This window comes from Allobosea sp. (assembly GCF_036675845.1).
GTDB lineage: Bacteria > Pseudomonadota > Alphaproteobacteria > Rhizobiales > Beijerinckiaceae > Allobosea.
Map to the genome: position 1 here is coordinate 1 of NZ_JAKFED010000047.1, position 18,942 is coordinate 18,942.

The 18,942-nt window shown below is 68.1% G+C and carries 19 protein-coding genes and 1 pseudogene; 12 read left to right on the top strand and 8 right to left on the bottom strand.

Going from position 1 to position 18,942, the window contains the following annotated elements:
• Positions 1-74: 74 nt before the first annotated feature.
• On the bottom strand, positions 75-971 hold the full coding sequence (locus tag V6M56_RS04715) for a metallophosphoesterase (RefSeq protein ID WP_332681707.1): 897 nt from the start codon (positions 969-971) through the stop codon (positions 75-77).
• 570 nt (positions 972-1,541) lie between these two features.
• A complete protein-coding gene (locus V6M56_RS04720) occupies positions 1,542-2,924 on the bottom strand; it encodes an aminotransferase (RefSeq protein WP_332681708.1) in 1,383 nt (460 codons plus the stop codon).
• A 372-nt stretch (positions 2,925-3,296) separates the two neighbouring features.
• Between V6M56_RS04720 and V6M56_RS04725 the strand changes: the two genes are divergently transcribed.
• The 8 genes and pseudogenes from V6M56_RS04725 (at position 3,297) to arsH (ending at position 8,327) form a co-directional block, all read left to right on the top strand.
• Complete coding sequence (locus V6M56_RS04725) at positions 3,297-3,551, top strand: hypothetical protein (protein ID WP_332681709.1); 255 nt, start codon at positions 3,297-3,299, stop codon at positions 3,549-3,551.
• Positions 3,548-3,826, top strand: a complete 279-nt coding sequence (locus V6M56_RS04730) for a hypothetical protein (protein ID WP_332681711.1) — start codon at positions 3,548-3,550, stop codon at positions 3,824-3,826. Before V6M56_RS04725 ends, V6M56_RS04730 begins: the two co-directional genes overlap by 4 nt.
• Positions 3,827-3,843: 17 nt before the next feature.
• A complete protein-coding gene (locus V6M56_RS04735) occupies positions 3,844-4,872 on the top strand; it encodes a DmpA family aminopeptidase (protein WP_332681712.1) in 1,029 nt (342 codons plus the stop codon).
• Between the two features lie 491 nt (positions 4,873-5,363).
• Positions 5,364-5,717, top strand: a complete 354-nt coding sequence (locus V6M56_RS04740) for an ArsR/SmtB family transcription factor (protein WP_332681714.1) — start codon at positions 5,364-5,366, stop codon at positions 5,715-5,717.
• Positions 5,714-6,115, top strand: a pseudogene (gene arsC / locus V6M56_RS04745) (arsenate reductase (glutaredoxin)); the annotation flags it as partial. The gene V6M56_RS04740 and the pseudogene arsC, both read left to right, overlap by 4 nt.
• Positions 6,116-6,139: 24 nt before the next feature.
• Positions 6,140-6,538 carry an arsenic resistance N-acetyltransferase ArsN2 gene (gene arsN2, locus V6M56_RS04750; RefSeq protein ID WP_332681733.1) on the top strand — a complete coding sequence of 133 codons (399 nt, stop codon included), beginning with the start codon at positions 6,140-6,142 and terminating at the stop codon, positions 6,536-6,538.
• Between the two features lie 8 nt (positions 6,539-6,546).
• Complete coding sequence (gene arsB, locus V6M56_RS04755) at positions 6,547-7,632, top strand: ACR3 family arsenite efflux transporter (RefSeq protein ID WP_332681716.1); 1,086 nt, start codon at positions 6,547-6,549, stop codon at positions 7,630-7,632.
• A complete protein-coding gene (arsH, locus tag V6M56_RS04760; RefSeq protein WP_332681717.1) occupies positions 7,629-8,327 on the top strand; it encodes an arsenical resistance protein ArsH in 699 nt (232 codons plus the stop codon). Before arsB ends, arsH begins: the two co-directional genes overlap by 4 nt.
• A gap of 41 nt (positions 8,328-8,368) precedes the next feature.
• Here the strand turns inward: arsH and V6M56_RS04765 are convergent, their stop codons facing one another.
• The 4 genes from V6M56_RS04765 to V6M56_RS04780 all read right to left on the bottom strand — a co-directional run bounded on the left by V6M56_RS04765 (position 8,369) and on the right by V6M56_RS04780 (position 11,500).
• On the bottom strand, positions 8,369-9,832 hold the full coding sequence (locus tag V6M56_RS04765; RefSeq protein ID WP_332681719.1) for an amidase family protein: 1,464 nt from the start codon (positions 9,830-9,832) through the stop codon (positions 8,369-8,371).
• Between the two features lie 195 nt (positions 9,833-10,027).
• The gene (locus tag V6M56_RS04770) at positions 10,028-10,669 is read right to left on the bottom strand and encodes a patatin-like phospholipase family protein (protein WP_332681720.1); all 642 of its coding nucleotides are present in this window, start codon (positions 10,667-10,669) and stop codon (positions 10,028-10,030) included.
• Positions 10,588-10,878, bottom strand: a complete 291-nt coding sequence (locus tag V6M56_RS04775; protein WP_332681721.1) for a patatin-like phospholipase family protein — start codon at positions 10,876-10,878, stop codon at positions 10,588-10,590. The genes V6M56_RS04770 and V6M56_RS04775 overlap by 82 nt, the downstream gene beginning before the upstream one ends.
• Positions 10,879-11,008: 130 nt before the next feature.
• The gene (locus V6M56_RS04780; protein ID WP_442881080.1) at positions 11,009-11,500 is read right to left on the bottom strand and encodes a MarR family winged helix-turn-helix transcriptional regulator; all 492 of its coding nucleotides are present in this window, start codon (positions 11,498-11,500) and stop codon (positions 11,009-11,011) included.
• 225 nt (positions 11,501-11,725) lie between these two features.
• On the opposite strand from V6M56_RS04780, the gene V6M56_RS04785 reads away from it, so the two are divergent.
• From V6M56_RS04785 to xth, 4 genes are all read left to right on the top strand, one after another.
• Complete coding sequence (locus V6M56_RS04785) at positions 11,726-13,354, top strand: long-chain-fatty-acid--CoA ligase (protein ID WP_332681722.1); 1,629 nt, start codon at positions 11,726-11,728, stop codon at positions 13,352-13,354.
• Positions 13,355-13,633: 279 nt separating this feature from the next.
• The gene (locus V6M56_RS04790; RefSeq protein WP_442881081.1) at positions 13,634-15,886 is read left to right on the top strand and encodes a DNA translocase FtsK; all 2,253 of its coding nucleotides are present in this window, start codon (positions 13,634-13,636) and stop codon (positions 15,884-15,886) included.
• Between the two features lie 182 nt (positions 15,887-16,068).
• On the top strand, positions 16,069-16,887 hold the full coding sequence (locus V6M56_RS04795; RefSeq protein ID WP_332681726.1) for an outer membrane lipoprotein carrier protein LolA: 819 nt from the start codon (positions 16,069-16,071) through the stop codon (positions 16,885-16,887).
• 178 nt (positions 16,888-17,065) lie between these two features.
• Positions 17,066-17,881 carry an exodeoxyribonuclease III gene (gene xth, locus V6M56_RS04800; protein ID WP_332681727.1) on the top strand — a complete coding sequence of 272 codons (816 nt, stop codon included), beginning with the start codon at positions 17,066-17,068 and terminating at the stop codon, positions 17,879-17,881.
• 160 nt (positions 17,882-18,041) lie between these two features.
• Here xth and V6M56_RS04805 read toward each other — a convergent pair whose 3' ends face one another.
• Positions 18,042-18,506: a cyclic nucleotide-binding domain-containing protein gene (locus V6M56_RS04805; RefSeq protein WP_332681729.1), complete on the bottom strand. Its 465-nt coding sequence runs from the start codon at positions 18,504-18,506 to the stop codon at positions 18,042-18,044.
• 4 nt (positions 18,507-18,510) lie between these two features.
• A partial coding sequence (locus V6M56_RS04810) for a response regulator transcription factor (protein WP_332681731.1) occupies positions 18,511-18,942 on the bottom strand: 432 nt, incomplete at its 5' end.

The following is an 18,942-nucleotide window of genomic DNA, read 5'->3' on the forward strand; positions in this document are numbered from 1 at the left end:
GGTCCGGTGGTAGCGCTACTGCGGCCCGCGGGTCGATTGCCTGAGAAGTGGACTTCGCCCTTGGGGCCGATGCTCTAGCCCAATTCGACCAGCACGATCTCGGGCGGTGCTCCGAACCTGAACGGCAGCTTGCTCGTGCCCAGGCCGGCCGAGACGATCAGATCGCGGCCTTTTTCGACGACATGGCCGTAGGCGTAGCGGTTGCCATAGCGCGAGGGCACGATCGGCGACCAGCCGAGGATCCGGACCTGGCCGCCATGGGTGTGCCCGGCGAGAGTGAGCGCGATGCGAGCGGGCAGGCGCGCGAAGATGTCCGGCTCATGCGCCATCAGGATGGAGGGAGCGTCGTCGGTGATGGCGGCCAGCGTTGCCGCGAGATCGTCGATGCCGCGTCGCTGGCCCCGCCGCGGCCGGCGATAGGCGAAGGCCTCTTGGTCGCCGAGCCCTGCGAGCCAGAGCGGCCCGGCCGCGGTCTCGAGCCGGACGGCGTCGTTCTCCAGAACCGGGATGCCGGCGGCCTCCAAAGCGAGCCTTGCCTCGGTCGGGCCGCGCAGTTCCCGCTGGGCCCTGTCGTCATGCCACCAGTCGTGATTGCCGAGCACGGCGAAGCGGCCATTGGTGGCCTCGAGCCGGGCGAGCTCGCCGGCCCAGACGGCATTGGGTGGATCGCCCGGCCGCTTGTCGCGGCTCGCGATGAAGTCGCCGAGCAGCAAGGTGAGGTCGGGACGCAGGCGATTGGTCTGGTCGACGATCTCGCGCACCCGCGACACCGGCATGTGCGGGCCGCCGACATGCAGGTCGGAAACCACGGCGAGGCGGAGCGTCTTTGCCTCCGGCCAGCCGGCCGGCTTCAGCCGATAGCGCGTCACGCCCTGATGGGTCGGCTCCCAGGCATAGGCATAGCTGCCCAGCCCGAAGGCGGACAGAAAAAGACCGGCGAGAGTTTGAAGGACTCTACGCCGGTCAGTCATGGAGGGTCTCGGTAGAAGGTCGTCGTCTGGTCAATCTTCAGAACCGTGGCGCAGGACCGCTGGAACGTCCCTGGGCTGTGATTTCAACGCGGCAGGGGCCCAGCGGGTTCCCGCCAGAATGGCAGAAATCGCAATCGGACGAAAGCGCGATGCGTAGGCTTCACGGGCGGTGTCGTCGTGGAGGCTGGCGCTGCGCTGCGTGGTCGGCCGGGGCGTATGCGAAGACATGACTTCGGTTCCATCCAGGTTTGCCGGCGGTTCCTGGCCGCCGACCTCGTCAATGTCGCAGCCGATCGGGTCCTGCCGGCGGCGGCATCATGGAAACTTCGTGACGCTTTCTGGCGTCGCGACGAGGCCTTGGTGGCGTCTGGGAGGGTTTCGCGGGGAGCGGTCGGCGATAAAAACCTCGCCGTCATTCCGGGGCAGGCCGAAAGGCCTGAGCCCGGAACCCAAGAACACGACATAGGGGAGAGGGTGCACGGATCGCGGCGTCCTCTCGAGTGGCATCAGCGGTTCCGGGCTCGCCCCTGCGGGGCGCCCCGGAATGACGGTCGCGAGGTTCAGGCGCCCTCAGCCTGCCAGCAGGCCCTCGGCCTTGGCCCAGTCGAGCGTCTTGCCCAGCGCCCGCTCATAACGGTCGAACATCTCGTCGATCTCGGCCTCGCTGATCACCAGCGGCGGGCAGAAGGCGACGCGGTCGCCGCCCATGGCGCGCAGGATGACGCCTTCCTCCTGGGCGAAGCCGACCGATTTGGCGGCGACGCCCTTCTTGGCCTCGAACTGCGCCTTGCTGGCCTTGTCCTTGACGATCTCGAGGCCGCCGATCAGGCCGACGCCGCGCGCCTCGCCGACGAGGGGGTGCTCGGCGAGCTTGCCGAGGCGGGCGAGGAATTTCGGCGCGACCTTGCGGACATGCTCGATGATCCTGTCGCGCTGGTAGATCTCCAGCGTCTTGACGCCGACGGCGCAGCCGACCGGGTGGCCGGCATAGGTGTTGCCATGGCCGAAGGTGCCGATCTTCTTGCTCTGGTCGACCAGCACCTCGTAGACGGCCTGGTTGACCAGCACGGCGCTGAGCGGGAAATAGGCCGAGGTCAGCGCCTTGGCGCAGGAGAGCGTGTCGGCGTTGAGGCCATAGGTCGTGGTGCCGAACATCTCGCCGGTGCGTCCGAAGCCGGTGATGACTTCGTCGGCGATGAACAGCACGTCGTATTTGGCGAGGACCGCGTTGATCTTCTCGAAATAGCCCTCGGGCGGCGTCACGGCGCCGCCGGCACCCATCACCGGCTCGGCGATGAAGGCGGCGACGGTGTCCGGCCCCTCGCGCAGGATCATCTCCTCGAGCTCGGCGGCGAGCCGGGCCGAGAAGTCGAGCTCGCTCTCGCCGGCCTCAGCGAAGCGGTAGTGATGCGGGCAGGAGGTGTGCAGCATGCCGGCGATCGGCAGGTCGAAATCGGTGTGGTTGGCCGGCAGGCCGGTCAGCGAGGCGGAGGCGACGGTGACGCCGTGATAGCCCTTCAGCCGCGAGATGATCTTCTTCTTCTTCGGCCGGCCGAGCGCATTGTTCATGTACCAGACCAGCTTGACCTGGGTGTCGTTGGCGTCGGAGCCGGAGGCGCCGTAGAAGACCTTGGAGATCGGGACCGGCGCGATCTCCTTCAGCTTCTCGGCGAGCTCGATCGCCGGATCATGGCTGCGGCCGGAGAAGATATGGGTGAAGGGCAGCTTCTTCAGCTGCTCATAGGCGGCGTCGCAGAGCTCCTCGTTGGAATAGCCGAGCGAGGTGCACCAGAGCCCGGCCATGCCCTCGATATAGTCCTTGCCGGTGGTGTCGTAGACGAAGACGCCCTTGCCGCGCTCCAGGATGAGCGGCCCGACCTCGCGATGCGTGGCGAGGTTGGTGTAGGGGTGGATCAGCGTCTCGATATCGCGCACGGCGAGGTTGGTCAGCATGCCCGGCTCCGCTTCCTTATGTGACGTTTATGCGAGCATAGACCCGAGCGGGCGCAAGCGTTCAGCGATTTTCCTGCAGGGCGCGGCAGAGTCTGGCGCAGGGCGGGCTTTGGTTGCGGAAATCTTGAGACGCGCCGCAAAACGCCGCGCTCTTCCCGAAGCCCTCATCCTGAGGAGCCGCAGAGCGGCGTCTCGAAGGATGCTCCAGGAGGTTCCGGAGGCAACTTGACCACCCTTCGAGACGCGGGCTGGCGCCCGCTCTCAGGATGAGAACTGCAATTGCGCTCCAGCGATCCTTCGAACGATTCCAATTCCGTGCTTGTCAGCCGCGGGGCCTGTAAGCATGGTGCGGCCGGTCTTCGAGAGGTCTGCATGGTCGATCCCGCCTCCCTGGCGAACCAGCCCGCGCCGGGCCGCGAAAGCGGCAGCTGCACATTGTGCTGCAAGGTCTATGACAATCCCGAAGTCGGTCGCGTCGCCGGCTCCTGGTGCCAGCATTGCCTGCCGGGGCGCTCCTGCAAGATCTATCCGGACCGGCCCGGCGAATGTCGCGACTTCTTCTGCCTGTGGATGACGCAGGGCTCCTCGGCCCGGAATGGCGGCCGGACAAGGCGCGCTTCGTCTTGACCATGGACCCGGCCACGAAATGGCTCTTCGCCCAGGTTGACCCCGGCGCGGCGCCGGCCTGGCGCAAGGAGCCCTATCTCGGGCAGTTCCGGCGCTGGGCCGAAGCCGGCCAGCGCCCGGTCGTCGTCTTCGTCAACAAGCTCGCCACCGCGATCCTGCCCGACCGGGAGATCGCGCTCGGCGCGCTCGCCCTGGACGAGAGGCTCGTGCTGCGCGAGGAACTGGCGGGCGGGCGCGCGCGGGCGACCGTGGTGAAGGTGCGGGGCGCGGCGTGAACGAGCGGGGGGCGGCCTTGGGCAAGCGAGCGCGCGGGCACGGCCTGATCTGCGGCTTGCTGCCGCCCGGCCCGCTGAACGCGATCACCGATGTGCCCGGCGTCGCCGTCGGCCACCGGACCCTGCGCGAGGCCGGCGTCCTGACCGGCTTCACGGCGGTGTTGCCGCATGAGGGCGACATCTTCCGCGAGAAGCTGCGGGCCGGGGTGGCGGTGATCAACGGCTTCGGCAAGAGCGCCGGGCTGATGCAGCTCGCCGAACTCGGCCAGATCGAGACGCCGCTCCTGCTCGGCAACACCTTTTCGGTCGCGACCGGCATCGAGGCGCTGGTCGGCCGGGCGCTGGCCGCGAATGCCGATATCGGGCGCGAGACCGGGACGGTGAACTCGCTGGTGCTGGAGTGCAATGACGGCTTCCTCTCGGACATCAGGGCGCGGCGGCTGACGGTCGCGGACGCCGAGGCTGCGCTCGACGCAGCCAAAGGCGGGCCGGTCGAAGAGGGGGCGGTCGGCGCCGGCGCGGGCATGAGCGCCTTCGGCTTCAAGGGCGGCATCGGCAGCGCCTCTCGGCTGATCGAGCTCGACGGGCGCAGCTTCGCATTGGGCGTGCTGGTGCAGGCGAATTTCGGCAATGCCGGCGACCTCGTGCTGCCCGACGGGCGCCGGCCGATGCCGCCTGCGCCGGACATGGTGCAGCCGCCCGAGCGCGGCTCGATCATCATCGTGCTGGCGACGGACCTGCCGCTCGAGAGCCGGCAACTGACCCGCATCGCCAGGCGCTGCGGCGCCGGGCTGGCGCGGCTCGGCGCCTTCTGGGGCAATGGCAGCGGCGATATCGCCCTGGCATTCTCGACCGCGAACCCGATCACGCATCACGAGCGGGCGGACATCGTCCCGCTCAGCGTTTTGAACGAGAGCCGGATCGACCTGCCGTTCCGCGCGGCGGCGGAAGCGACGCAGGAGGCGGTGCTGAACGCCATGCTCGCGGCGCCGGAAACGACCGGCCGCGACGGCAACCGCAGGGCCTCGCTCGCCGATCATCTCTGAGGGGCGGCGGAGCGCCAGCAGATCGAGCTGCCGAACGGCGGCGCATATGCCGCCGGGCGGGCGACCGCCGCGGCGCGCCCCAGTCGTTAGCGGAGACTTTACCAGCTGGACGCAATGATCGCCTCGAGATCGAAGGCGATCCGGAGCGGCAGCATGATCTATTTCGCCATTGTTTGTCTGGCGTGCCTGGCGGCGTTCATTGAGATGGCCGATCGGGCGCCCGAGCTTCCATGGCACGACTGACCGGCAAATCTGCTCCTTCGGCATACCATCGAGAATCGCTTGCCCTTTTGATCAAATGAAAAGGCAGGCGGAAGAAGCGCTGCCGGTGGGCGCGATCTGCGCCCTGTGAGTTGCCGTTCGTCCGGCCGCGCCCACCTCACCTTCAGCTTGTCAGTGTAGCCGGTCCGCCTGCGCCGCGGCCGACGACGGCTGCCGAAGAGGCGCGTTCCCGGCTTGCCAAACGGATATATATCCGTTAACTTGGATATATGGATAATTCTCAAGCCATCCTCGCCTTGGCGGCGCTCGCCCAGCCGACGCGGCTCGACGCCTTCAGACTGCTGGTCGGCCGCGAGCCCGAGGGCGTGCCGGCCGGCGAGCTCGCCAGGCTGCTGGCGGTGCCGCAGAACACCCTGTCGGCGCATCTCGCCGTGCTGTCCCGCGCCGGGCTGATCGTCGGCGAGCGCCAGAGCCGGTCGATCATCTATCGCGCCGACCTGGCAGAATTTCGCGCCATGATCGCCTTCCTGCTCAAGGATTGCTGCGGCGGGCGCGCCGATCTGTGCGGGCCGCTGATCGAGGAACTCGTCCCCTGCTGCCCGGCCGAAGGAGTGCGCGCGTGAGCGTCACCATCTACCACAACCCCGCCTGCGGGACGTCGCGCAACACGCTGGCGCTGATCCGGGCTGCCGGCATCGAGCCGGCGATCGTCGCCTATCTGGAGACGCCGCCGTCGCGGACCGAGATCGCCGGGCTGGCGCGGCGCATGGGCCTGCCGCTGCGCGACCTGCTGCGCGAGAAGGGCACGCCGTTCGCCGAACTCGGCCTCGGCGATCCGGCGCTCTCGGACGAGGCCCTGCTCGACGCGATCGCGGCCCATCCCGTGCTGCTGAACCGGCCGATCGTCGTCGCGCCGACAGGCGTCAGCCTTTGCCGGCCTTCCGAGCTCGTCCTCGATCTTCTTCCGGAGATCACCACCGACCAGCTCAAGGAGGATGGCGAGATCGTCGTCGCCGACCGGCAGGTCGAGGCCAGCGACGGCGGCTTGCGCGCAGCGCTGGCGCAAGCCGGGCTGCCGACCGCCGACCTTTCGGAGCCGGGCCGGAGCTTCTTCGCCTTCCGCACGCTTTCCGGCCGGCCGCTCGGCCATGGCGGTTTCGAGCGCTACGGTCCCGACGTCCTGATCCGTTCGGTGGTCGTGGCGCAGGAGGCGCGCGGCATGGGCGTCGGCCGCGCCATCCTGCCCTTGCTGCTGCGCCGCGCCTTCGACCAGGGCGGCCGCAGGGCCTGGCTGCTGACCAGCGATGCCGCGCCCTTCTTCGAGAAGATCGGCTTTCGCAGGACAGAGCGCGCCGAGGCTCCGGCCGCGATCCTCGCGACGCAGCAGGCGGCCGCGCTCTGCCCTGCGAGCGCGGTGCTGCTGACGCGCCAGATCAAGCCCTGAGGCATCTTATGTCGACATTCGAACGCTACCTCACTCTGTGGGTGGCGCTGTGCATCGTCGCCGGCATCGCGCTCGGCCACCTCATGCCCGGCGCCTTCCAGGCGATCGGCAGTGCCGAGATCGCCAGGGTCAACCTGCCCATGGCGGTGCTGATCTGGCTGATGATCGTGCCGATGCTGCTGCGGATCGACTTCGCCGCGCTGCGCCATGTCGGCCAGCACTGGCGCGGCATCGGCGTCACGCTTTTCGTGAACTGGGCGGTGAAGCCGTTCTCGATGGCGCTGCTCGGCTGGCTCTTCATCGGCTGGCTGTTCCGGCCGCAACTGCCGGCCGACCAGGTCGATGCCTATATCGCGGGGCTGATCATCCTCGCCGCCGCGCCCTGCACCGCCATGGTCTTCGTCTGGTCGAACCTGATCAGGGGCGAGCCGCATTTCACCCTGAGCCAGGTCGCGCTGAACGATGCGATCATGATCGTCGCCTTCGCGCCGATCGTCGGCCTGCTGCTCGGCCTGTCGGCGATCACGGTGCCCTGGAGCACGCTGACCTTGTCGGTCGTGCTCTACATCCTCGTGCCGGTGGTCGTGGCGCAGCTGCTTCGCCGCCGCGTGCTCGCTGCCGGCGGCGAGGCGCGGTTGCAACGATTGCTGGCGGTGCTCGGCCCGGTTTCGCTCGTCGCCCTGCTGGCGACGCTGGTGCTGCTCTTCGGCTTCCAGGGCCAGCAGATCCTGGCGCAGCCGGCGATCATCGCGATCCTCAGCGTGCCGATCCTGATCCAGGTCTATTTCAATGCCGGGCTGGCCTATGCCCTCAACCGCTTCCTCGGCGAGCAGCATTGCGTCGCCGGCCCCTCGGCCTTGATCGGCGCCTCGAATTTCTTCGAGCTCGCCGTCGCCGCGGCCGTCAGCCTGTTCGGCTTCAATTCGGGCGCCGCGCTGGCGACCGTGGTCGGCGTGCTGATCGAAGTGCCGGTGATGCTCTCGGTCGTCTGGATCGTGAACCGCAGCCGTGACTGGTACGAGGCCGGAGCCTCCCGGTCCGGTCCCGGACAGCGGCCGATCTCGCTACCCGCTGCCAAGGGTTCCAAGCCATGACCGATCTCCCGAACGTCGATCTCGACCTGCTGATCGCTCCTGACGCGGGCCGGCTGGAGCCGGCCGTACGGGCGGCCCACCCACCCCGCATCCTGCTGCTCTATGGCTCGCTGCGAGCGCGCTCCTACAGCCGGTTTCTGACGCTCGAGGCGGAGCGCATCCTGCGCCATCTCGGCGCCGAGACCCGGGTCTTCGATCCTGCCGGGCTGCCGATGCCGGACAGCGTATCGGCCGACCATCCCAAGGTGCAGGAACTGCGCGAGCTCTCGCTCTGGTCGGAAGGGCAGGTCTGGTGCAGCCCCGAGCGTCACGGCACCATCACAGGGGTGCTCAAGAGCCAGATCGACTGGATTCCGCTCTCGATCGGCTCGGTCCGTCCGACGCAAGGGCGCACCCTGGCCGTGCTGCAGGTCAGTGGCGGCTCCCAGTCGTTCAATGCGGTCAATGCCCTGCGTGTGCTGGGCCGCTGGATGCGGATGGTGACGATCCCGAACCAGTCCTCGGTCGCCAAGGCCTTCCAGGAATTCGACGAGGCCGGGCGGATGAAGCCGTCAGCCTACTATGACCGCGTCGTCGACGTGATGGAGGAACTGGTGCGCTTCACACTGTTGACCCGCGATCGGGCCGGCTATCTGACGACGCGCTACAGCGAGCGGAAAGAGGCTGAGGAGAAGATTCCGGTCGGCGCCATCTAAGCGCAGAAGCTCCGTTCACTCGACTGCGCCGCTCCCTCTGTCTAGCTGTTCAGCGCAGCCGGCTCGCGATAGCCGCCGCCCAGCTTCTCCAGCATCGCCCCCACCGCGATGGCGCTGCGGTCCTCGCCCATCGGCGCGATGATCTGGACGCCGAGCGGCATCCCGGCCTGCGACAGCCCGACCGGCGCCGAAAGCGCCGGCAGGTCGGCGCCGGTGGCAAGGCTCGCCCAGCACAGGAAGTCGAGATAGGGCCGCTCGGTGCCGTCGATATCGAGGCGGCGGGCGTGGAAATCCGGCAGGTGGTCGTGCTTTTGCGCGCCGACGGGCGCAGGCGGGCAGAGCAGCACATCGAAGTTCTGGAAGAAGCGGGCCCATTGCCGCTTCAGCGCAAGGCGGCGCTGCTGAACCTGCTGGTAGAGGCCGGGCGTCATCCTCGCTCCGCGCGCCTGCAGCGACTGATGCGAGAGATCGTTCGGACTGAACTTCGCCGCCTGCGCCTGGATACGGGCGCGCACCTTCGGCGGCAGGCCATAGGCGACGACGGCGTGGTTCAGGAGCGCATAGACCTCATAGGCCTCGGTGAAGCGGAAGCCCGGGCGGGCGGCCTCGTCGACGATCGCGCCGGCCTGCGCCAGCTTCCGTCCTGCTTCGCACACCGCCTCCGACACTTCCCGCGTCACCGGCGCGAAAGGCTCCTGCGCCCAGACGGCAACGCGCAGGCCCATGGCGTCGGCATGGCGGGGAGCGGGCAGGGCGGCACCGGCGACTGCTGCATCGCGCGGGCCGGCGAGCACCGCAAGGACGAGATCGAGATCCTCGGCGTAGCGGGCGATCGGGCCGGCGACGACGAGGTCGGCATTGCGCGGCGTGCGCCGCTCGGGCGGCGGCGGGATCAGGCCCCAGGTCGAGACCAGCCCCCAGCTCGTCTTCAGGCCGAGCACGCCGCAGGCCTGCGCCGGCCAGCGGATCGAGGAGCCGAGATCGGAGCCGAGCTCGAAGGCGGCCATGCCGGTCGCGACCGCGACAGCCGCACCGCCGGAGGAGCCGCCGGGCGAACAGGCCGGGTTCCACGGGTTGTTCGCGACGCCATGGGCCGGGTTGTAGCTCTGGAAATCGCCGGAGAAGACCGGGACGATGGTCTTGCCGATGATCACCGCCCCGGCGGCGCGCAGCCTCGCGACGGCGGCGGCATCCTCGGCCGGGACGCGGTCCTTATAGGCCGGCAGGCCACCGGAGGAGGGCAGGCCGGCGACGTCGAAGGCGTCCTTGACGGTGATCGGCAGCCCTTCCAGCGCCCGTGCTTCGCCGGCCGCGATGCGCCGGTCGGATTCCGCGGCCATTTTTTGCGCCGCCTCGCGATCCTGCGCGATGATGGCGTTGAGCGAGGGGTTCAGCGCGTCGATGCGGGCGAAGCTCGCCTCCAGCAGATCGGCGGCGCTGAAACGGCACGCCAGCAGGCCGTCGCGCAGGCTGGTGGCGGAAGCGGTGAGGTCGATCGAGGCCATGCGGGGATCCGGAGGGGAGGGCGGATGATTGGTAGACCAAGCTCGTCTGCCAAGACAATGAAGCGCCGTCATTCCGGACAAGTGGCGAAGCCGCGCCGCTCCGGAATCCATCGGAGGGCTCTGTGCTCTACGATGGATTCCGGCGCTCCGCTTCGCTGCGGCCGGAATGACGGTGGATTGCCTGCGACAGCGAGGTTATCCCGCTGCCCGCCGCCTTTCCATCGTCCGCAGAAAATCCTCGCCGTCCCGGATGCCGAGCTCATAGGCGAAGCGGATGCCGTCCCAGTTGCGGATGGTGAACTGGCTGACGGGGATCGTCCGGGAGGGGCGGGCATAGGTCCGGTTCTCGACCGCCGGCACCTGTGCGAAGGGCCGGGTCAGCAGGACCAGGGTCGGCTCGCCGGTCGCTTCCATCTCGGCCAGCGCCCAGGCGGGGGCGCTGTCGAAGAGCCCGCCATCGAGCGCGGCGCGGCTGCCGACCTTGCCGGCCGGCATGAAGGGCGGCACGGCGGCGCTCGCCATCAGCGCGGCGATCAGTTCCTTCGGTTCGGAGCAATCGCCGACGCGGATCAGGTCGGGCGCGAAGCCGAGGCGGCGGCCGGCGGTCGGGTGGACGGGACGACGCAGGCGCTTCTCGAGCTGGTAGGCGCCGATGCCGAGCGCGGCGGCGACAGGCAGCGGCCAGAAGCGTGGCGGCCGCGAGATCGCGACCAGGAAATCGGCCTGCGCCTGCAGCGCGGCCAGCCGCTCCGGCGTCAATAGCAGAGCCAGCATGGATTCGTAGAGTTCGCCGACCGGGAAGAGGCGGCTGCCCCGGCGGAAGGCCGCCCAGTCCACCTCCGAGCTCCGGCCGACGCAGGCTTCGCGCACCAGCTCGCGCACGGTCGGACCCAGGCCAGCGCGGTATAGAGCATGGCGAAGGCGCCGGCGCTGGCGCCGACGACGCGGCGCGGCTTCAGATCGAGGCGCGGTGCAACGGTCTCGTGGAAGCCGCCCTGCCAGTAGCAGCGATTGCCGCCGCCGGCATAGGCGAGGCCTGCGAACACGGGAGGCGCCTAGAGCCGGATGATGTCAGATGGAATCATTGATCCCATCTGACATCTGAATCCGTCTCTCATCAAAGAGTTAGAGCAGGATTCTTGCGAAAAACCGGTTTCCACTTTTTCGCATCCTGCTCTAGTCCGCGTCGACGGCGCGGGCAAGGTCGCGCCAGGCCAGCACCAGCCGGTCGAGCTCGGCGAGGTCGTTCGCCGGCAGCCTGCCCAGCGTCGTGGCGACAAAATCGCGCTGGGCCGCCATGCCGGCCTCCGCCAGCCGGCGGCCCTCCGGCGTCAGATGCATGGCATAGGAGCGCCGGTCGCCGGCGATGGCGCGGCGCTCGACGAGACCCGCCTGGACCAGCCGGTCGACCAGGCCGGAGACATTGCCCTTGGTGACGTAGAGCCGCTCGGCGAGCTCGCTCTGGCTGATACCCTCGCGCTCGGTCAGGGTCGAGAGCAGGTCGAATTGCGGGATCGAGAGGCCGAGCTCGCGGATGCGCGTCGTCATCTGGCCGAGCATGCGCTGGTGCAGCCGCATGAAGCGGAACCAGACGCGATCCGGCTCGACGGGTTCCGGCGCAGGGGCTGGGCGGGACGCAGGCAAGGGCTCTTTCCCCGGATGGTTCATCCCTGAACTAGCCCATCTTGTGCCGCGGCGCGAGGGGGTTTCGCATCACGGCGACGGCTGGCTATGCTAGAGCAGGATGCGAAAAAGTGGGAACCGGTTTCTCGCATGAATCCTGCTCCAAGCTTTTGATAAGAGGCGGATTCAGATTTCAGATGGAAGCGCTTCGCGATTCCATCTGAAATCATCCGGCTCTAGCGAAAACGAACGCGACCCGGAGAGAGACGCATGCTCGGCTTGATGCAGGACTGGCCCCTGCTGATCCACCGGATCATCGACCACGCCGCGATCCAGCATGGCGGGCGTGAAGTGGTCAGCCGCAGCGTCGAGGGGCCGATCCGGCGCACGACCTATGCGCAGGTGCGCGACAAGGCATTGAAGCTGGCGAAGAAGCTGACGGGCGAGGGCATCGTTCTCGGCGATCGCGTCGCGACCCTGGCCTGGAATACCGACCGCCATCTCGAGCTCTGGTACGGCATCAGCGGCATCGGCGCGATCACCCACACCGTCAATCCGCGCCTGTTTCCGGAGCAGATCGCCTGGATCATCAACCATGCGCAGGACCGGCTGCTCTTCCTCGACCTGACCTTCGTCAAGCTGATCGAGGGCATCCAGGACAAGCTGCCCTCGATCGAGCGCTATGTCATCCTGACCGATGGCGCGCATATGCCGGAGACCTCGCTGAAGGGCGCGGTCGCTTACGAGGACTGGCTCGCCGGGCTCGATGCCGATTTCGCCTGGGCGATTCTCGACGAGAACACCGCCGCGGGGCTCTGCTACACCTCGGGCACCACCGGCGGCCCCAAGGGCGTGCTCTATTCGCACCGCTCCAATGTGCTGCACGCCATGGCCTGCGCCATGCCGGACTATATGGGCCTGTCCTCGCGCAGCGTCGTCATGCCGGTGGTGCCGCTGTTCCACGCCAACAGCTGGTCGCTGGCCTATTCGGCGCCGATGACCGGGGCCAAGCTCGTCCTGCCCGGCATGAAGCTCGACGGCGCCTCGCTGCTCGAGCTGCTCAACGGCGAGGGCGTGACGATGACCGCCGCGGTGCCGACCGTCTGGCTCGGCCTGCTGCAGCACCTCGAGGCGACGGGCGCTTCGCTCGCCAGCCTGAAGCGCGTCGTGATCGGCGGCTCGGCCTGCCCGCGGGCGATGACCGAGGCCTTCGAGACGAAATACGGCGTCACCGTCGATCATGCCTGGGGCATGACCGAGACCAGCCCGATCGGCTCGTTCTGCTCGCTGAAGCCGGACTACGCCGACCTCGAAGGCGAGGCGCTCTACGACCTCAAGGTCAAGCAGGGCCATCCGCAGTTCACCGTCGAGTTCCGCCTGACCGATGACGAGGGCAAGGAGCTGCCCTGGGACGGCAGGACCTTCGGCCGGCTGAAGGTGCGCGGCCCCGCCGTCGCCGGCGCCTATTTCCGCCGCGAGGACGAGGACATCCTCGACGCGCACGGTTTCTTCGACACCGGCGATGTCGCGACCATCGACCGGCACGGCTACATGCAGGTCACCGACCGCTCGAAGGACGTGATCAAGTCCGGCGGCGAATGGATCTCCTCGATCGATCTGGAAAACCTCGCCATTGGCCATCCCGACGTGGCCGAAGCAGCGGTGATCGGCGTCGCCCATCCGAAATGGGACGAGCGGCCGCTGCTCGTCATCGTGCCCAAGCCCGGCCGCGCGCCGGGCAAGGAGGAGATGCTCGCCTTCATGACCGGCAAGGTCGCGAAATGGTGGCTGCCCGACGATGTCGTGCTGGTCGAGGCGATCCCGCATACCGCGACGGGCAAGATCCAGAAGACGGCGCTGCGGGAGATGTTCAAGGAGTATCGGCTGCCGGGTGTGTGAGCGCGGCATCCGGACGCGCTGATCGGCCTGGGGATATCCTGCCTGCCGCGACCGTGGCGAGGGGCCGGTTCATACCCTCTTAACCCTGCGGGGCTAGGCCTGCTGCAGCAGCAGTTAACCAGTGTGCCGTGCTTATCGATGTCCGTGCGTAGAGTGAATTGGAATCCCCAGGCGAGAGGCGCCTCTGCTGCCGTTCAGCCCGAGCCGAACCAGCCGGACCCTGCGCCGGCGGAGGTCCGCTTCTGGCGGAGTCCCGCGAAGGCCGGAAGGCCTCGTGCCATGCCGGAGGTGATCGAGGCGAGCGTTGCCGAAAGCTGCGGCGACGAGGCCCCGCTTCCGGCGGCGGAAGTCGACCGCGTGCGCTATTGGCGGACGCCGCGGCATCTGATGCAGCAGGTCTGGGGCGAGGTTCCGGCTGCCGAAACCGGTCTGCCGGAGGCGTTGCCCGGGGCAATCGTCGCCGATCCCGGCGATGAGGTCCTCGCGATCGCCATTGCCGAAAGCGATTGCCGCGAGCCCGATGCAGCCGAAACGTGCCTCGAGGCGATGCCCACGACGCCCTTCGCCTTCCTTTCCGACGACGCCTTCTGGGAGTTCATCCCCGCCGCGGAGCGATCCGACGAGGCGGTGGCGGAGTCACTGCCGGTCGAGGCCGAGCCAGCACTCCTGCCCCCTCCGGCGCGGCCGCGGGCATTGCCGAAAGAGAAGCGGCCCCTGGCGCCCGCCGCCAGCTTGGTGACCGCTCCCGCTGTGGCGGCGTCCTGGATCGGAATGGGCTGGACGCAGGGCTATAAGCTCGATCTCAGCTTCGCCGCATCGGCTCCTGTCGCGCGCATGCCGGCGCCCGAGCTGCCGGTGCAGGACAGTCCGGCGCCGGCACCGAAAGCCGGCATTTCGGTCGCCAGGGCCGCGCGGCCCGAGCGCGTGCCGGAACCTGCGCCGCAACGGCCGAAGCGCCGAAGCGTCGAGATCGCGCCTCCGGTTCCGGTGGTGATCCCGGGCTTCCAGCTGCCGCCGATCGAGTTCCTGGCCGAGCCGCCGCAGATCGAGAACGCGATTCCGGTCGAGATCCTGCAGCAGAATGCCGGAACGCTCGAAGGCGTCCTGGAAGACTTCAATGTCCGGGGCGAAGTCGTCCAGGCCTGCCCCGGCCCGGTGGTGACGCTCTACGAGCTCGAACCTGCGCCGGGCACCAAGAGCTCGCGCGTCATCTCGCTGGCGGACGACATTGCCCGTTCGATGAGCGCGATCTCGGCGCGGGTCGCGGTGGTGCAGGGCAAGAACGCGATCGGCATCGAACTGCCGAACGCAAGGCGCGAGACGGTGTTCCTGCGCGAGCTCCTGGCGAGCCAGGACTTCGAGTCGACCAAGCACAAGCTCGCGCTCTGCCTCGGCAAGACCATCGGCGGCGAGCCGGTGATCGCCGATCTGGCGCGGATGCCGCATCTTCTGGTGGCGGGCACCACCGGCTCGGGCAAGTCGGTGGCGATCAACACCATGATCCTGTCGATCCTCTACCGGCTGAAGCCCGAGCAGTGCCGGCTGATCATGGTCGACCCGAAGATGCTCGAGCTCTCGGTCTATGACGGCATTCCGCATCTTCTGACCCCGGTGGTCACCGACCCGAAGAAGGCGGTCGTCGCCCTGAAATGGGCGGTGCGCGAGATGGAGGAGCGCTACAAGAAGATGTCGAAGCTCGGTGTGCGCAACATCGACGGCTTCAATGTCCGGGTCGGCGAGGCCAAGGCGGCAGGCGAGGTCATCACCCGCACGGTGCAGACTGGCTTCGACCGGCATTCCGGCGAGGCGATCTACGAAGAGGAGGCGATGGACCTCGAGCCCTTGCCCTATATCGTCGTGATCGTCGACGAGATGGCCGACCTGATGATGGTCGCCGGCAAGGAGATCGAGGGCACGATCCAGCGCCTCGCCCAGATGGCGCGGGCCGCCGGCATCCATGTCGTGCTCGCCACCCAGCGGCCGTCGGTCGACGTCATCACCGGCACGATCAAGGCGAACTTCCCGACCCGCATCTCCTTCCAGGTGACCAGCAAGATCGACAGCCGCACCATCCTCGGCGAGATGGGCGCCGAGCAGCTGCTCGGCCAGGGCGACATGCTCTACATGGCCGGCGGCGGGCGGATCACCCGGGTGCACGGCCCCTTCGTCTCCGATGCCGAGGTCGAGAAGGTCGTCGCCCATCTCAAGACGCAAGGCCGGCCGGATTATCTCGACTCGGTGCTGGCCGAGGAGGAGGCGGGCGCCGGCGACGACGAGGACGGCGCCGTCTTCGACAAGAGCGCGATGGGCCAGGCCGAAAGCGAGGACCCTTACGACCAGGCGGTCGCCGTGGTGCTGCGCGACAAGAAGGCCTCGACCTCCTATATCCAGCGCCGCCTGCAGATCGGCTACAACCGCGCCGCCTCGATCATGGAGCGCATGGAGCACGAGGGCATCGTCGGTCCGGCAAACCACGCCGGCAAACGCGAAATCCTCGTCGAAACCGGAAGAGCACGCGAAGACGAGGACTGAGGACCCGTGCGGCAAAGATCGGGCGCCACGGCCATGCTTCGGGCTCGATCGCGCGAAACCGGTCCTGAAAATGCCATGAGCGGCGTGCAACCTCACAGGCCGCTGCGGCGTTGAACCCTTGTCGGCGCCTACCGCCGTCACGATATCCAGTGCCAGCCCGTGAAATGGAACCGAGCCGCCCCATGAAGCCTTCGCTCCCCGCGCCAGTTCTCGCAGCCGCCGCCCTGGCGCTCGCGCTGGCGTCGGGTCCGGCAGGGTCCCAGCCGCTCGACATCCGGCCCGCGACCCAGCCGACCGCGCCGAAGTCGAGCCAGCAGCGGGCGACGCCCCTGCCGCCAATCCGCCCGCCCGGCCTCGGCCTGCCGCGCAATGAAACGGCCGAGGCTCCGGCTCCGAGCCCGGTCGTCACCGCCACCAACGACCCCCGGCCGGCACCCGCCGCCAAACCCGCCCGGCCTTCGGGGCCGCTGTCGAAGCCGGAGGCGGTCGAGCGCCTGAACGCCTATTTCAACGGCTTCGCCACCTTGCAGGGCGACTTCATCCAGTTCGCCGCCGATGGCCGCCGCTTCGAGGGCAAGCTCTACATCCAGCGTCCGGGCAAGATGCGTTTCGAATACCGCCCGCCGGTGACGACGGAGGTCATCGCCGACGGCACCTCGGTCGCCATCCGCGACAAGAAGCTGGCGACGCAGGATCTCTATTCGATCGGCCAGACGCCGCTGAAATTCCTGCTCAAGGAGCGTATGGACCTGGCGAAGGATTCGACCGTCACCGGCGTCAGCACCAAGGGCGACATCCTCACGGTCAAGATCGAGGACCGCTCGACGCTTGGCGGCACCTCGAAGATCACGCTCAATTTCGACCTCGCCGCCAATGAGTTGCGGCAATGGGTGGTGATCGACCCGCAGGGCTACGAGACCTCGGTCTCGCTCTACAATCTCGACACCCAGCGCCGGCCCGACCAGAAGAATTTCGTGATCAACTACGAGCGCGTGCTCTGAGCGGCTGCCGCCTTCCGTCATTGCGAGCGTAGCGAAGCAATCCCGGACGGCCCGCCAGGCGCGCTGCCGGATTGCTTCGTCGCTTCGCGCCTCGCAATGACGGACGCGGCGCGGCGGTGCTTGCTTTTCCGTCGCGCACGACCCAGTTTCCGGCTCCCTCTTCGGCCGGATTTTTCGCGTGAAGCTCGACGTCACCACCTGGAACATCAATTCGGTGCGCCTGCGCATCGGCATGGTCACCGAGTTCCTCGCGAGCCGGCAGCCCGACATCCTCTGCCTGCAGGAGACCAAGACGCCGGACGAGCAGTTTCCGACGAAGGCCTTCAGCGAGGCCGGCTATGTCCACCAGGCCTTCATCGGCAACAAGGGCTATAACGGCGTCGCCATCGTCTCGAAGCTGCCCTTCTCCGAGAAGGAGGCGATGGCGATGTGCGAGCGCAACGATGCCCGCCATATGAGCGTCGTGCTCGACGCCGGCGCCGGCTCTGCTGCCGGCATCGCCATCCATAATTTCTACATTCCGGCCGGCGGCGACATCGCCGACCCGGAGGCCAACCCGAAATTCGCGCACAAGCTCGCCTTCCTCGACGCGCTCGGCGCCTGGGGCATCGCCAGCAACCCGGCCGGACGGCCGAGCGTGCTGGTCGGCGACCTCAACATCGCCCCTTACGAGCATGATGTCTGGAGCCACAAGCAGCTCCTCGACGTCGTCAGCCACACCCCGATCGAGACGCAGACGCTGGAGAGGCTGCGCAGCGAGCTCGGCTGGACCGACGCCGCCCGCACGCTGAAGCCGGAGCCCGAGAAGCTCTACAGCTGGTGGAGCTATCGCGCCGCCGACTGGCAGGCCTCCAATCGCGGCCGAAGGCTCGACCATATCTGGCTCTCGGAGGCGCTGAAGCCGAGCCTGCGCGATCTCGAATTCCTGCGCGAGGCGCGCGGCTGGGAGCGCCCCTCCGACCATGTCCCGGTAACGGTGACGCTGGAGCTCTGAACTGTATCAGGCCTGATACCAGCAGCGTTTGAGGCTGACCTTCGTCATTGCGAGCGCAGCGAAGCAATCCAGAGCGGCAGCGCTCGACGTCCCCTGGATTGCTTCGCTGCGCTCGCAATGACGGCCGTGCCGCCTGCACCTGGACGCCCGGCGCCGCCCCTCAGCGCCAGTCGATCGCCCTGAGCGACATGCCGACCGAGGCGAGCTCCCCGGTGAACGTTTTCAGCCTCTCCTCGATCGCCTGTGCGAGGGCCTCGGCCGAATCGGGCGATTCGGCCAGCACGCGGCGCATCACGCTGCGCGAGAGCTTCATCACCTGCGTCGGCTCGCGCGCGATCGCCGTCGCTGGCCGTTCCAGCGCCGCGAACAGGGCAAGCTCGCCGATCAGCGAGCCCGGCCCGGCGATCTCCGCGGCCGGGCGGCCGTCATCCTCGCGGCTGAGCGCGATCGCGCCCGAGACGACCAGGAAGGCGCCGTCCGAGCCCTCGCCGCGCCGGAACAGCACATCGCCGGCACGCAGGCTTCGGCTCTCGGCGGCGAAGGCCACGAGGCGCAGCGCGTCGCGATCCATCAGGCTCAGCAGCGGTTGCCGGGCCAGGAATGCGATGTCGTCGTTGAGGGCCATGATCTCAGGGGTTCAGCCGATAGCCACCGGCATCGGTTACAAGCAAGCGGGCATTGGCGGGGTCGGGCTCGATCTTCTGCCGGAGCCGGTAGATATGCGTCTCCAGCGTATGCGTGGTGACCTGCGAATTATAGCCCCAGACCTCCTGCAGCAGGATCTCGCGCGCGATCGGCTTGCGCCCGGCGCGGTAGAGGAAGCGCAGGATCGCCGTCTCCTTCTCGGTCAGCTTGGTCTTCGAGCCCTTGGCGTTGACCAGGAGCTTCGAGCCCGGGTGAAATGTGTACGGCCCAACCTGAAAGACCGCGTCCTCGCTGGCCTCGTATTGCCGCAGATGCGCCCGGATGCGGGCGAGCAGCACCGCGAACTTGAACGGCTTGACGACATAGTCGTTGGCCCCGGCCTCGAGCCCGAGCACGGTGTCGGCATCCGAGCCCTG